We start from the raw sequence: 13,375 nt of genomic DNA on the forward strand, positions 1-13,375 counted from the left end.
TCTACGCCTGGCGTGACAGGTCGGCCACCAAGAGGTCGAGAGTGGCCTCCTCATGGAGCGCGACGCCGAGGGCGGTCATGGCAGGGGCGAGATCCGAGTCCCAGTCCGCGTCGACCGGCTGGCCGTCGAGTGCCAGTTGAGGGATGCCCTCGGCCTGACTGCGAGCGGCCAGATGCTCGTAATCCGCGGTGCCCATGCGCCACGGCCGGGCTTCGTAGCGGCGGATGACCCGGTTGGCCAGAGTGATCCCCGGCCAGTCGAAGTCGCCGTGGTACGCGAAGCGGCAACCCGTGGCGGCGAGGGCGTCGAGAAGCGTGAAGACCACGGTGGCGGCGCTGCCGGACGTGCACACGAGAGGCTGGACGCAGGCCGCGTCCGCCGCGGCTTCCACCACGCGCGGATTCTCACAGATGTGGATCAGCGTTCCGGCGGGCAGTTGCAGCCGAAGGGCATGCAGGTCGCGCGGTGTGACGTGAACTTCGGCGTGATGATCGGCCCGCTCCCGTAGGGCGCGCTCCCGCCAGCCCTCGCCGTCGGGCCGCAACCCGTACGTCAGGACCGTGCTGGAAACCTCGTCCGGAGTGACGGACACCAGCCGCCACAGAGCTCGTCGACCGGCCGCGTCGTCGGGGAACTCAGTGCCGTGGGCGAGGGCGACGCCGCGTCGGACGAGACGTGCGAGCCAGGTGCCGTCGTCCAGGCCGTGCGCGGAGCCGGTCGCCATGGCGGCGAGTTCTCCTCGGCCGAGTGTGCTGCCCCGCTCGGGTCCGAGGAGAGTGGTGAGGACTTGGACCGCTTGGTGGAGTGTCCATATCGCCGCTTCGGGCGTCACTCCCTTCGGAACGCCGGTACGGCGCAGCAGGTCGTACCACTGCCGGGGCCATTCCTGGTCGGCGAGCGGGGAGGTGTCCAGTGACGAAGCGAGGGACGACCACACCTGTTCGCGCCGTGCCGCAACGTCCGCGCGGGCGGCACGGCGGTCGGTGAGTGGCGGGCCGAGTTCCTCCAGGGTCTGTCTGAGGCCGAGTCCGGCGGCCGAGGCGCGTAGCCGTGCGTCGAGCACGTCGAGCCGTACGGTCACGGCGGCACCTGTGAGGGGTTTGCCCAGGAGGAGAGACAGGTCGTTGCGTTCCTGAGCGTTCATCGCGGTCAGTCGGAGCGAACCCGTGGCCTGTAGGCCGTTGCTCTCCAGGCGTTTGCGTGCCCCCTGCCAGAGCCGGGTGAGTCCAGGTCCCGTGAGCCAGTCGCGCGTTGCGGCGGGCAGCCCGCTCATACGGACACCAGACGCCGGTGCCGACCGTTCCAGGTGTAGTGCAGGGTGGCCACCCCGCGTACGTGGGGATCACGGAGGCACTCGTAGATGTGCAGGGACGGAACCTCGGGCCAGTTGCCCATGAGCCGCTCGCTGGTCAGGACGAAGTCGAGATCGAGGTCGACGAGGATACGGCCCAGTCGGCCGTGGGTGGGTTCGTCGACCTTGGCGAAGGCGTCGTCCAGGAGGATCAGGCGTGGCGCGTGCGGTGCCGACTCGGCGAGGCTGGTGAAGTGGGCGGCTGCGGCGGCGAAGAGCACGAGGTAGGAGAGCACGCGTTGTTCGCCCTGGCTGAGCCCGGTCCGGCCGGTCAGTTTCCGACGGCGGCCCGGAGCCGCGTCCTCCACCACGAAGGTGTGAAAGCGGAACCAGTCGCGGTAGTCCAGCGCAGTCCGCAGATGGGCGGCGTAACCGGCTGACGGGTCGGCGAGTCGGGCGTCCTCGATCCGGCGTTGCAGGACTTCGCGGAGTTGCTCGGTCTCCTCGCGCGTCCTGAGGCTCGACGGACTGCGCAGCAGCTCGACGGCCGCGCGCACATCCGCGTCCACGTCCTCGTCCAGCTTCCACAGCAGCTCGACGCCGAGGCCGTGGGAGGTGCGCACGGTCCGCAGGGTGGCGTTGAGAGCCGCGACCAGATTCGCTGCGGTGATGACCTGTGCCGAGAGGTGGTCGCCGAGCTCACCGGTCAGGAACCGCTGGAAGACCTCACGTTCGCGCTCGGTGAGCCGCCCTCGGGCCTCCGCGGCCTGAAGCGCGATCCGCTCGCCCACGGCCGCGACGTCATGGGACCCGTGGTCGTCGACCAAGCGGCACACCTTGATACCGCCGCGTTCCTCCAGCTGTGCGTCGTACCCGCCGGCCAGTTGGTCGCGCAGCGCAGTGTGCCGGATGAGCAGAGCGCTGTCCGACACCTCGCCCTTCGGGCGGCCGAGGGCCTGCTCCACGGCGTCGGCGAGGGCCCGCAGCGCGCGCAGACGGCTGCGGACGTCCGCACCGGGGTCGTCCGACACGTACTCGGGCAGCGAGGACCGGTCGAGGCCGGCGCCGAGCACCACCTCCGGTCGGCTGAGAGCACCGCGGAGAGCGCTGCCGGTGTCGATGACCGCCGTTTCCTGGTCCGACAGGGTCCCGCGCAGGCGCTTCTCGTCCTCTTCCGCGCGTACGCGCAGGTCGTGGAAATCGTCGCGAGCTCGTTGTGCCGCGGGGAGCGCTTGGACGGCGTTCGTGATGCGCTGCTTGGCGTCCTGCTCGCGGGAGAGGATCTCCTCCTCGGACGATCCGATGGCCTCCTCGCGGGTGCGCAGGTCCTGCTCAGCGGTGCGCAGTCCGGCGAGGTGGAGCCGGTAGCTCTCGTCCGCGGCCAGGCGATCCTCTTGGGCGCGTCCGTACCGGTCGGCATCGGCCTGGTTCGTGCCGAGCCGCTCGCCCGTGCCGCTGACGGCCCTGCGCAGATGCCCGATACCGCTGAGCAGGCTGGCCAGTGCGGTGCGGACACGGTCCAGGGCGGCGGGGTCGCCGGGCAGGTCGTGGGCGGTCGCGGTGGCCTCCGCCTCGGTTCGCGCCGATACCGCGAGAGCGCGTGCCTCCTCGGCCAGCCGCGCCGCCCGGGTTGCCTTGGCGGTCAGGTCGCGCAGGGTCCGCTCGGCTGATTCGGTCCTGCTCCAGGCGTCCGCGAGATTCCGTGCCCTGGGGAAGTCCCGTTCCGCGAGCGTGAGAGCCCGACGCATGGCATCGGCTACGGCGAGCTCCTCGCGGACATCGGCCAGCCGTTGCTGAGTCCGCGCGATCCGCTCCTCCAGCTCGGCGAGGATGCGCCGCCGAGTCTCGGCGCGTACGGCGGCCCCCACGTACTCGGTGTCGCCCTTGTCATGACGACCGCTGAGCACGCCCAGACGCCAACTGCCGTCGTAGAACACTGTGTTGTGCGCGGAGGTCTCCTGTGCCGATGCGAGTGCGATGCTGGCCAGGAGACCTCCCACCTGCTCGGAGGAGACGCCGCAACCCGGTTCAGGGACTGGGCGCAGGGCCGAGGCGAGAGTCCGCCCGTCGGACAGCGCAGGACCCGGCTGGAGAAGGGTGTCCCGGGTGCGCGGGTCGAGAAGGACGCCGCCCGCGCTCACCCACGCGTCCAGGATTCCACTCGCCTCCAGCGCCCCTTCCAGACCAGCTCGGTCGGCCGGAGCCAGGTCTTCCGCGAAGTCCACGAGCCGGTAGAAAGGTGCTCCACTGCCCGGCGTCCTTGCGGCGGCGCGATGGTGCGGGGCGGGTGGCTCGGGGTCGGTACGTTGCTCCCAGTCCCGCTTCTGCTTCGCCAGGTGGTCGAGTTCCTCGCCGAGCCGGTTAACGCTGAGTGCCAGGGCGTCCCGGCGTCCGGTGAGTTCCTCGCCGTACGGCTCCAACGCGGCCTGAGCTGTCCGCCACGCCTGGTTGTCGATGTCGGGCGGCAGTGTGCGGTCCGCGAACGGCGCGTCGGTGGAGGTCTCGTGGCCAACGGTGGCGTGGACGGCGTCGAGTGACGGGCAGTCGATACCCAGCGCGGTCCGCGTGCGCGCCGCCCAGTCGGCGACTTGGCGGGCGTAGGCGCCGCTCTCCTCGGCGACCTTCTGACGGCTGCCCTCCAGATGACCGGCGGCCTCTTCCCCCTCGCCCTCCAGTCGTTCCCGCTCGGCATCGGACTGAGCCGCCGCGGCGCGGGCCTCGTCCGCCCGTGAGATGAGGCGGGTCACCTCCTGAACCATCCGGGCCCGGTTTCTCGCGACCGCCTCGGCGTCCTCCAACTGGTTCTGCCAGGACCGCAGCCCTTCCTGCGCCGTGACCGTGTCCACACGGGTCACCGACCGGTGCCGTACGGTATGCGTCTCCCCGTCCGGAGTCGTCAGCTCGGTCTCGGTGGCCTGGGTGAGAACCATGCGCGGCAGAGCCACCGCCTCGCCGAGATGGCCGGTGGGAAGCCCGGCCTTCTCCGCCTGCGTCAGCAGCTCCCGGTGTTCGGTTCCCAGCTCGGCCAGTCGGCTTCCGAGGTGTTCGACACCTTCGGCCAGCCGCTCCGCCGAGCCCTCCTCCGCGTCATGTGCGTTCCGCAGGGTGGTGAACGCGGCCGCGGCGGCGGTGTGCAGCGCCTCCACCGTGCCGCGGCGCTCCGACAGTTCGCGCAGGCTGCGGTAGGCGTGACTGGCGTGCAGGGCGGCCAGGTCGGTCCGGGCGGCCTGTTCCTCCTCGCGCACGGTCTCCAGTCGGCCCTCCGACTCCTCCTCCTGCGTCCTCAGGTCGCTCGTCCGCTGTGCGGCGTCTCCGGCCGCCCGGCGCCGCTGAGCGAGGACGCCCAGCTCGTGGCTCACTCTCTGGGCGGAGGTGCGCAGGACCCCGGCCAGGTAGCCGCGGTAACTGGTGAGGAACGTGCGCAAGGCCGCGTCGGTGCGTTCCAGGCGGCCGAGTTCGTCCCGTACGGCGTCGAGGTCGTAGAGGTTGCGCGCCACCTTCTCGACCACGTCCTCGTCGAGCCCCGGCAGGGTCTCGCTCAGCAGGGAGACCAGGCCCCCGTGTTCGATCCGGTCGCCGACCGTCGGGCGCCGCAGCCGGTGGAGGAGCTGGGTGAGGTTGCGGTAGCGCGTCGTGTCGGTGATGCCGAACAGTTCCCGAGCCACGCGTGAGCGGTGCTCGACCGCACGGTCGGTCGTGTTGTCGGAGCCGACGATCTCCTTGAGCCGGTCGACCGGCAGCGGCTTACCGGCTTCGACCAGGTGCAGGTCCTCACCGATCCGCAGCGGGGTGACGAAGAATGTCGGCAGCGCCTTCTGCGTCGACTTCGAGGCGCGGATGGCGGCACCGAGCGTCAGGTGGCGGTGACCGCCGTCGTCGGCCGTGCCCCGGAACTCCACCCACAGATACCCGAGACGGTTGGTCTGCTCGAATCCGTCCAGCATCAGCCAGGCAAGCGTGGTGCGGCCGGTGCCTGTCGCGTCCAGTGCTCGGGAGTCGCCGTCCAGAAGATACGGGAGCAGCATCTCCAGGGCCTTGGACTTGCCCGCGCCGTTCTTGCCGCGCAGCAGCAGCCGTCCGTCGCCGAAGGAGAACTCCTGCTCGTCGTACTGCCAGATGTTCTGGATGCCCGCCCGGTGCAGCCGGAAGCGGGTGCCGGCGGTCGTCGCAGGGCCGGCGGGTGTCGCAGCGCCGGAACGCGGCAGCGGAACGAGGCCACGCGCGTCGGTGGTCATAGCGGCAACTCCTCTTGAACGTCAGTGCCTTTGCCTGCTGCGGTGGCCGGGCGCACCGTGACGTGGGTGGCGTAGCGGGCCGCTGCGGCCAGCAGCACCCAGCCGTCGCCGCCGGGCCGTGCGCCATGGACATCGGTCACCGTGCGTCCTTCCGGCGCCTCTTCGACGTACCCCTCCGGCAGTCCTTCGCCCTCGGCGCGCAGCTGGGCCGCGCGGGCCATCAGCCGCATGCGGACCAGGAGGTCCAATACGGCCTCTCGCAGGGAGGGAAGGTCCTCCAGGTAGCCGCGCTGCCAGTTGCTGCGCTGCCCGTACTCAGCGATCAGCCCGGCCAGCACCTCATCCACCAGGCCGTCCGGGACGGCCACCCCGATGACGAGCGTCCCGCCGGTCGCCGGATGCCCCGGCTCCTGCGGCCGAAGCCGCTCCACGAGCCGTTCCGCCAGCAGCAGCGCGGCCTGTGCGACGGTCCCGGTTCCCGGCAGGTGCAGATCCGTGAGCTCCTCCTCGGGGTCCACCAGTGCCACGCCCTCGGCACGGATCTCCATCTCCAGACCAAGGAGTTCGGAGAAAGCCTGGGCTTCCCGGCGCTGCCGGGTGCGGAGCCAGTCCCGCTCGGCGTCGGTCAGCTCGTCGAGGTGGACGACGGGTGTCTCGACGAGCATCCGGCGCACGTAGGTGCGTGGTCCGCCGAAGCTCGGGTCCGCAGCCCGCCGGACCAGGTCGGCGCCGTCCCGTGCTTGGGAGAGCGGGCCGGCGACAACCACGCGTGCCAGCTCCCGATCTATCGTGATCAGGGCTTCTCCGCCCGCCTCCTGCGCAAGCGCGGTCACATGGCCCTCGGTCTCGATGAGCACGCCCCAGTCGACGAGCTGGCGCAGAGCCGCGACCAGGGTCCGCTTCCCGGCCGCCCGGCCCGTTTCCTCCAGCTCAATCCCGGCGTCGGCTGCGGCAGCCCTGATATCGGCGACCAGGTGTGACAGCAGCATCTGCTCGGGCGCGGTCACCAGCACGGACAGGGCCAGCGCGAGGCAGGCGTACGTGTGTGGGGTGAACGGGGTGCCGGTGGAGCGCTCCAGCCGATGACCCGAACCCGCCCCCAGCCCCGCCTTGAACAGCCTGGCATAGGAGCTGTCGACCAGCAGGCGGTAGCCGAGCACCTGCTGGAACCGTTTGCCCAGCCAGTCGGCGTGCCTGCGGATCAGCGGGAAGAGGTCGGCGTGCGGGCCGTCCGACGCGATCAGCGGGTGGGCGAGCAGCAGCCGGGCGGCGGTGCGGCGCTCGGCTGCCAGGGCTACCTCGTGAGTCGAGGGGAGGGTCATGACACGCTCGCCTCCGCTTCGCCGTCGACCGCGGCGGAGGTGCGACCGATGTCCAGCTCCAGGTCGTCCAGCAGCAGGTCGCCGTCGGCCGAGTACAGCACCGTTCGCGTGCCCGCCGTCCGGCGCACGGTGAGGCGGATACGCAGTTCGGCGTCTTCACTGCTGGCCGAGTCGAGGTCGAACCCCGTCGTCCTCTCTCCGTCCGTGCTGACGGGCCTGCTGAGCTGTGCGTTTCCGAGCGCTGTGGCCAGCAGCTCCAGGAGCAGGCCGAGCGCCGCTGACGTGAGGTGTACCTCGGCGAACCGGCCGGACGCGCTGCGCAGTTCGTCGGCTGCCGCTGCTCTGGCCGCTGCCCGCTGACGGGCTGCCTCCCTCAGCAGCTGCTTCTGCGCGGAGTGGTCCTCCACCGCGGAGGCCCGGCCCCGCTGGGCGCGGCTGCCTCTCTCCCGCAGGGCCACCGGTACCTCGACCACCGGGCCGGTCCACCAGCTCGTGTAGGCGGGCACCACCTCGTCGGTGGCCGGAGGTATGCTCAGATGGCGGGCGCCGTACAGCCCGAATGCGGCGACGGCGATGTCGTGTGCGTCCCGCGGCGCCGCTTCGTCGAACCAGCGGGCCAGCCGCAGCAGATCCTTGCGCCGGGACATCTCCCCGGTGGCTGACCGCAGCATCCGCTTGGCGTTGGCGAGCAGCGACTGCAACGCGCGCAGGGTGGCATCGCGTAGCTGGTCGACCTGGCTGCCTTGGCCGTCGGTGTTGCTGAACCAGCCGCGCAGGCCCTCCCAGTCCGCGAATTCGCGGCCGCGGCTGCGCTGGATCCGGACGTCTGGGCGGCTTTCGCCCTGCGCCTGCGCCGAGAGCCCGGTGAGCCCCTGGGCATGAGAGTCCAGCCGGTCCAGCAGAGCCGGGATGTGCGGCCACAGGGTGTCCAACGCCGCCGAGATCCGGGGCGCGCGGAACGCCACGTCCTCCGTGATTGCCTCGACGTAGTCCAGGAGCAGCTCCTTGAAGCCCTGGTACTCGGCGCTGTCCAGGTCGTAGCGGGACAGCACCTGGCCGAGATAGGCATAGAAGTCGCGTATGGAGTCCGCGAACTCGGTGAACTGCACGAACAGCGTGCTGATCCGCTCCAGTCCGTCCTGCGGCTCGACGCCGCCCGGCGCGGTCACGAGGTCGGCCAGCTCCCGTAGTCCGCGCTCGACCAGTGCCAGCAGTTCGTTGCTCACCTCGCGGGCGGCGTCGGCCTCGGCCAGGACTCCGTCGGCGTCCCGCTGGATACGTTCGCCCAGTTTCGACAGCTGGTAGCGCGAGCGGGATCGCTGGTACTCACTGATGCTGGACGCGTTCACCGTGTGGCTGCTGCGGAGCAGGTTTCCCCACTGGACCAGCTGTTCCAGTCGGACCGTGAGGGTGTCGGCGTCGAGTCCTGCGGCGGAAGCGCCGGTCTGGCGCAATTTCGCCATGATGTCCGGGACGGCGAGATCCGCCAGCAGCGTTCCGCAGAAGACCCGCATGATCGCGACGTGCTCCAGCCGTTCGGGCGCGCTGAGGTACGTGTACGCGTTCAGCCGCCGCCGCGCCTCCTCGTCGGCGTCCTGACCTGCACCGGATGCTGATGCCCCCATGCCCGTGAGGTTACGCGGCGCATACGGGCGCCGCCGGTGGGTGGCCGAAAATGCCACGGACGTGTGCCGGCCTGTGGCGAATCCCGCGGGAGCGGCATGTGCGGCATGTAGGCGTCCGGCGTCCCGGCTCACCCTGAATGGGCCCTTCGGTTTCTGTGCTGAGTGGCCTCCAGGAGAATGGGGTACGTTCAGGCCGATATCCATGGGGGCGGAAGACGGAAGGAGGCACGCGGTGTCGTACGAACCCAAACTCGCCGCGGCTCTTTCCGGCGCGACGCTGCGCCAGCTGTCCCACTGGCGCCGAGCCTCTGGGCCCAAGGGCGCCGTGCTCGTGCCCGAGATCTCCAGCGAGAGGCCGATCCTCTACTCGTTCCGCGACGTTGTCGCACTCCGCATCTGTGTGCAGCTGCGCGAAGAGGCTTCGTTGCAGAAGATCCGCCGTGCGCTGAACACGCTCCGGGAGGACCTCGGCGAGTGGGAGCACCTCTCCTCGTACAAACTCGTCGCGGGCCCGGACACGATCTATCTGGCTGAACCCGACCATGCCGTAGACCTGATCAAGGGAGGCAACGTGGTCATCCACCAGATGGTGGATGTTCTCGCGCCCTTCTATAAGGACGGCCGCAGCATTCCCGCTCTGCTCACCCCCCGTGAACACGTTGCGGTCGACGAGTCGGTGCGAGGCGGCGAACCGGTCATCCAAGGCACCAGGATCCCGGCGTCAGATGTCGCTGCCCTCGTGAGAGACGGCATCCCGCCGGACCAGATCGGTGAGTTCTACCCAGGCGTGACGGCCGAGGCCGCCCGGGACGCTGCCGACTTCAGCGAGTACGTCGACAGCTATGGCAGCAGTGAGCCCCGGCAGGTCGTCGCTTGAAACTGCTGCTCGACGAGAACGTGCCCCGTCCCATGGCCGAGATCGTGCGCATCTTGCTGAAGGCGCATGAAGTCGTCCACGTCCACGAGCTCAAGGGCTGGACGGGCACGAAGGACATCGAGCTGTACGCCAATGCCAAGACCGACGGCTTCGAGGTCGTCATCACCAATGACACCAAACAGCTCAGCCGGCCACTCGAAGTGGCGGCCATCGCACAGTCGGGCCTGCATCGCATCGAGTACCGCCAGAACAACAAGCACGGTGGCCTGGTGGGCCTGGGCACGGCGATCGCCACTGTCTGCGCGGCCCTTCCGCACGCCCTGTCCGAACTCGAAGCAGCTGACGGCCAGCGTCTCGTCTCTCTGACGTCGATCGACCCGACCCGGCAGAAGCGCCTCCAGATCACGGACCCGGCCGTCGCCCCGCCGAAGCACTGGCCGGGGCGCGATTCGACCGCTGAGTCCTGACACCTCGATACACGAGGGCTCCCGGCCAGTAACCCATCGGAATCGATGCGGGGAATGACCTGGCATCGCTGCCTGCGCTTCGTCTCATCAAGGTTCACTGCCGAGCTCTTCCTGGAGTTAGGCGATGCGTTGTTGGGTTGCCGCCGCGTTCTTCTGCTGACGGGTCAGCTTCGCCTCGGCGGCTGCCAGTTCCCGGGCGAGCCGCTCTCGATCAGCTGCCGCCCGCTCACGGATGGTCCCGTCATCGCGGTACGCGGGCCCTACTCGCTCACTGCTCACTACGCCGCGACGCTCTCCGCACTCTGGGCAGTCGATGACGCGGGTGGAAACGCGGCTGTTCTCGCGATGCTGAATGTGGGGCACCACATGGTCGCAACGGAGAGTGAGGTCCCAAGTATCGAGGTCTTTCTTGCGCTCCTCCCGCGAAGGCCAGGACGCGAACAGGCTGGCGAGCTTCTCTATCTGCTTCGGCCCCATCGGCGGTGGCGGGCAACAAAAACAGCAGTGCGTCACCCGAGAACCGCTGACGGACCACCGAGCATCCCGGCAGTCGGCGTGCCGCTCGCGGAACCTCTGGTTGGCTTCCTCGTATTCGCGCTTCTCGGCCTCGGACAACCTCATGAGAGGTGGCCAGCTCCCCAGCTCATCCGTCATGGGTTGTCCGCAACCGCGACAGGGCTCATCGGCCACGTACTCCCCCCAGCTGAGGCACGTACCTTCTCGCTTCCAGCGTGCATCCCGCTCGCGGCGACGACGGTCGTCCGCTTCGGCATTCAGGGCCGAGCGCAGAGCACGTTTGGCGGCTCGTCGCCGCTTCTGCTCCTCCGTGAGCTTGGCCATGGCTTCACCCTTCGCTGCACCGTGTTCTCGTGCACAACCGTGGAATGCATGCTGGCGTGGCCACCCCGTGAGCCGACTGCCCGTGTGCCGGATGACGACTTGTGACCGGACCTGGATCGCAAGCGGCCTTCAGGCGACTGGTGTCGTCTGGAGCGGACAGCCGGAGCTTCCTGATTTGATACGCGGTCAGGAGCCGCACTGCAGAGAGCACGGACAACAGGGCATACGACGCAAGGGCCAATCTTGCCAGCCCGCGACCTGCCCCGAACCGGTACTTGCGGGGCGTCTGTGACTCAGCGCTACGACTGGTCACGTATCTGGGTGTAGGCATCACGGGAAGTGATACCCCTGGCTGTTTCAGCACCTGGTCGGTCCGCGGGCCCCTGGCCGAGTCCCGCCCTACCTGGGGATCGTCCGGTCTGATGCCATGGACGAAGTGGCTGGTTGGGACACCATCGTTGGGGGCGATGTGGGGACATCCACGCGATGGAAGGGACCGAACGGCGATCGGTGGAGCTCCGCTGGGAGGCGGCTGGCGCGCTGGCGGGAGGACTCACGTGACGCGGATCAGCGGCTAGAGGAGATCGCGGCGGACCACCTGAGCGCCCTGCACGAGACGCTCCGTGCCGATCGATCGGCTTTCGGGTTGTACGACACGGCTTGCGCGGCAGGCGAACGGCTCGCCGGAGCCCTGGGGCCGCTGGCTACAGAGGGGGCGGAGTCGGAGGACGCGCTCGTCGCGCGTCTCGTCTTGGAGGTCGGTGGGGACGGCGGCACACTCGCCGACGCCGCGGTGCGCAGGGGGATGGCCGCGGCGGTCCGCGATGTCCGGAGCAGACATCCCGAGCTGGACGATGCCATGGGCGGAGGCGGCGGCGGCTTCACCTGGGACATCCTGTGCGATCTCTACCAGGTGTTCTTCGCGGACATGGTGGGGGAGTTCCTCAGGTCCGTTGTCGCCGAGCACGTCAAGGTGGCGGTCCCGGTGCTCATCGCGGCCGATCCGGAAGGCAGGATCGCCGACTGGGTCGCGGAGAAGGTAGTGGACCTGGTGCCGAATCCTTGCGAGGAGTCCGCCGAAGCGACGGACCTTGCACAGGGTGTGGATACCGCGCAGTCAGTGGTGGACGCTCTGCAGGACCCGTCGGCTGCATTGCCCAAGATCGCCGAGTTGTTGGTACCGCGGGCGGTCGGAAGGTGCTTGGCCTGATCACCGAGGAGATCACCGGAGAAGAGGGAGCTGCGGCGTGACCGATTCTGACGATTTCCTGTGGTGGCGCGGTCCTCGGAGCGACCGACCTCGTGGCGACCGCTGGACGGAGATCGGCGAGGAATCCTTCCAGGAAAAGGAGCGCCGCATCACCGGCCGGCACTATCTGCCCGGTTCCGTCCCCGACTGGGCCGAGGACCTGTTCCGCGTCGCCAGGGCGGCTTTCATCGCCGACAAGTACGTACGCCGGACCGGAGTACGGGACAGGTGGACCCGCCGCATCAGCCTCGCCGTGCCCGTCACGGAACACGAGCGGTGGGCAAGCGCAGCGGTCCGTACTCACCTCACTGCGCTTCTCCAAGTCCTCACCGGGGACCTCTGGAACGTGGACTTCCGTCCCCTCACCGGTCACTACGTCGAGGAGGCGATGATCTCTCCCGACGACCCGCGTGCCGCGGAAGTCGCGTTGTTCTCCGGCGGACTGGATTCCCTCAGCTGGGCTGCCACCCGTGCGCGCGCCGCCGACTCCCGACCGCTGCTGCTCGTGATGTTCCGCGAGATCGGCCTGCTGCGTCTCCAGCAGCGGGTGTACAAGGCCGTCGAACGACTGGGCGGAGCACGGCCGGTCCTGCTGTTGCCGATGAGCCAGACCCCGGCGGGCGACGGCTCGAGGTTACGGCTGGAGACCTCCTCCCGCACACGTGGCCTGCTGTATGCGACAGGCGCGATCCGCGCCGCCACCGCGCACGGTGTGAGTACCGTCCACATCCCCGAGAATGGCCAGCTCGCCCTCAATCCGCCCCTGACAGCGGCGCGTTCGGCCGCTTGTTCCACGCGCTCCGTGCACCCGCGGACGCTGCGCAGCCTGAACGCCTTGGTGACGGCCGTGAGTGACACGGAGAGCGCGGTGCAGGTGGTCAACCCCTTGGCACAGCTCACGAAAGGCGAGGTGTGCAAGGCCGGACGTGATGCGGGGCTCACCCCGTCCGACCTGGAGTCCACTCTGAGCTGCGGCAAGCCTCCAACCCGCCGAAGCGGCGGCCCTCCCATCGCCAACTGCGGGGTCTGCTTCCCGTGCCTCGTGCGCCGCTCCGGGCTACTCCACGCCAACGGCATCGACGGCACCCGGTACGAGGCATTGCCGTGGGCGGACGGCTTACCGCTTGACCGGGGTGCCGACTGGCGCGCACTGCAGCGGTGGCTGCTCGGCAGATACACCATTACGGATCTCCTCACCGATACTCCGCTGCCGCCGGACATGGATCCAATGGCGGCCTTCGAAGTGATCAAGCGCGGGCGGAAGGGACTGGCCCGACTGCTTCAGATCGCCGGTGCGGCCGAGGCCGCTGATGCGGCGTAGACGGCTTCGTGGCGTACGAATCAACGCCACACTGTTGAAGGCCAGTTGAGACGTATTCTTCCCTCTGGGGTGAAAGCTGTGGCAGGAGTGACGGCCCCATATCCGCTCCTTGCCGTGAGCGCTAGGCAGCAGAGACGATAGAGGGAGA

General features: G+C 69.3%; 9 protein-coding genes. 4 read left to right on the forward strand and 5 right to left on the reverse strand.

Annotated elements, in window-relative coordinates:
• Position 1: 1 nt before the first annotated feature.
• The 4 genes from OG432_RS18650 to OG432_RS18665 are packed head-to-tail and all read right to left on the reverse strand — an operon-like array spanning position 2 to position 8,473.
• Positions 2-1,273, reverse strand: a complete 1,272-nt coding sequence (locus tag OG432_RS18650) for a TIGR02679 family protein (RefSeq protein WP_328312079.1) — start codon at positions 1,271-1,273, stop codon at positions 2-4.
• The gene (locus tag OG432_RS18655; protein ID WP_328312080.1) at positions 1,270-5,526 is read right to left on the reverse strand and encodes a TIGR02680 family protein; all 4,257 of its coding nucleotides are present in this window, start codon (positions 5,524-5,526) and stop codon (positions 1,270-1,272) included. Before OG432_RS18655 ends, OG432_RS18650 begins: the two co-directional genes overlap by 4 nt.
• Complete coding sequence (locus OG432_RS18660; protein ID WP_328312081.1) at positions 5,523-6,848, reverse strand: TIGR02678 family protein; 1,326 nt, start codon at positions 6,846-6,848, stop codon at positions 5,523-5,525. Before OG432_RS18660 ends, OG432_RS18655 begins: the two co-directional genes overlap by 4 nt.
• Entirely contained in the window at positions 6,845-8,473 is a 1,629-nt protein-coding gene (locus OG432_RS18665) for a TIGR02677 family protein (protein ID WP_328312082.1), read from the reverse strand. Before OG432_RS18665 ends, OG432_RS18660 begins: the two co-directional genes overlap by 4 nt.
• Positions 8,474-8,705: 232 nt before the next feature.
• On the opposite strand from OG432_RS18665, the gene OG432_RS18670 reads away from it, so the two are divergent.
• Both OG432_RS18670 and OG432_RS18675 read left to right on the forward strand, forming a co-directional pair.
• A complete protein-coding gene (locus tag OG432_RS18670) occupies positions 8,706-9,350 on the forward strand; it encodes a DUF433 domain-containing protein (RefSeq protein ID WP_097251353.1) in 645 nt (214 codons plus the stop codon).
• Entirely contained in the window at positions 9,347-9,817 is a 471-nt protein-coding gene (locus OG432_RS18675) for a DUF5615 family PIN-like protein (RefSeq protein WP_328312083.1), read from the forward strand. Before OG432_RS18670 ends, OG432_RS18675 begins: the two co-directional genes overlap by 4 nt.
• A gap of 117 nt (positions 9,818-9,934) precedes the next feature.
• Here the strand turns inward: OG432_RS18675 and OG432_RS18680 are convergent, their stop codons facing one another.
• The gene (locus tag OG432_RS18680) at positions 9,935-10,657 is read right to left on the reverse strand and encodes a hypothetical protein (protein ID WP_328312085.1); all 723 of its coding nucleotides are present in this window, start codon (positions 10,655-10,657) and stop codon (positions 9,935-9,937) included.
• A gap of 427 nt (positions 10,658-11,084) precedes the next feature.
• Here OG432_RS18680 and OG432_RS18685 point away from each other — a divergent pair, with 427 nt between their 5' ends.
• Both OG432_RS18685 and OG432_RS18690 read left to right on the forward strand, forming a co-directional pair.
• On the forward strand, positions 11,085-11,867 hold the full coding sequence (locus OG432_RS18685) for a hypothetical protein (protein WP_328312086.1): 783 nt from the start codon (positions 11,085-11,087) through the stop codon (positions 11,865-11,867).
• A gap of 37 nt (positions 11,868-11,904) precedes the next feature.
• The gene (locus OG432_RS18690) at positions 11,905-13,227 is read left to right on the forward strand and encodes a 7-cyano-7-deazaguanine synthase (protein WP_328312087.1); all 1,323 of its coding nucleotides are present in this window, start codon (positions 11,905-11,907) and stop codon (positions 13,225-13,227) included.
• Positions 13,228-13,375 lie beyond the last annotated feature (148 nt).

The sequence above is a fragment of the Streptomyces sp. NBC_00442 genome, from assembly GCF_036014195.1.
In the GTDB taxonomy this organism is placed as follows: Bacteria; Actinomycetota; Actinomycetes; order Streptomycetales; family Streptomycetaceae; genus Streptomyces.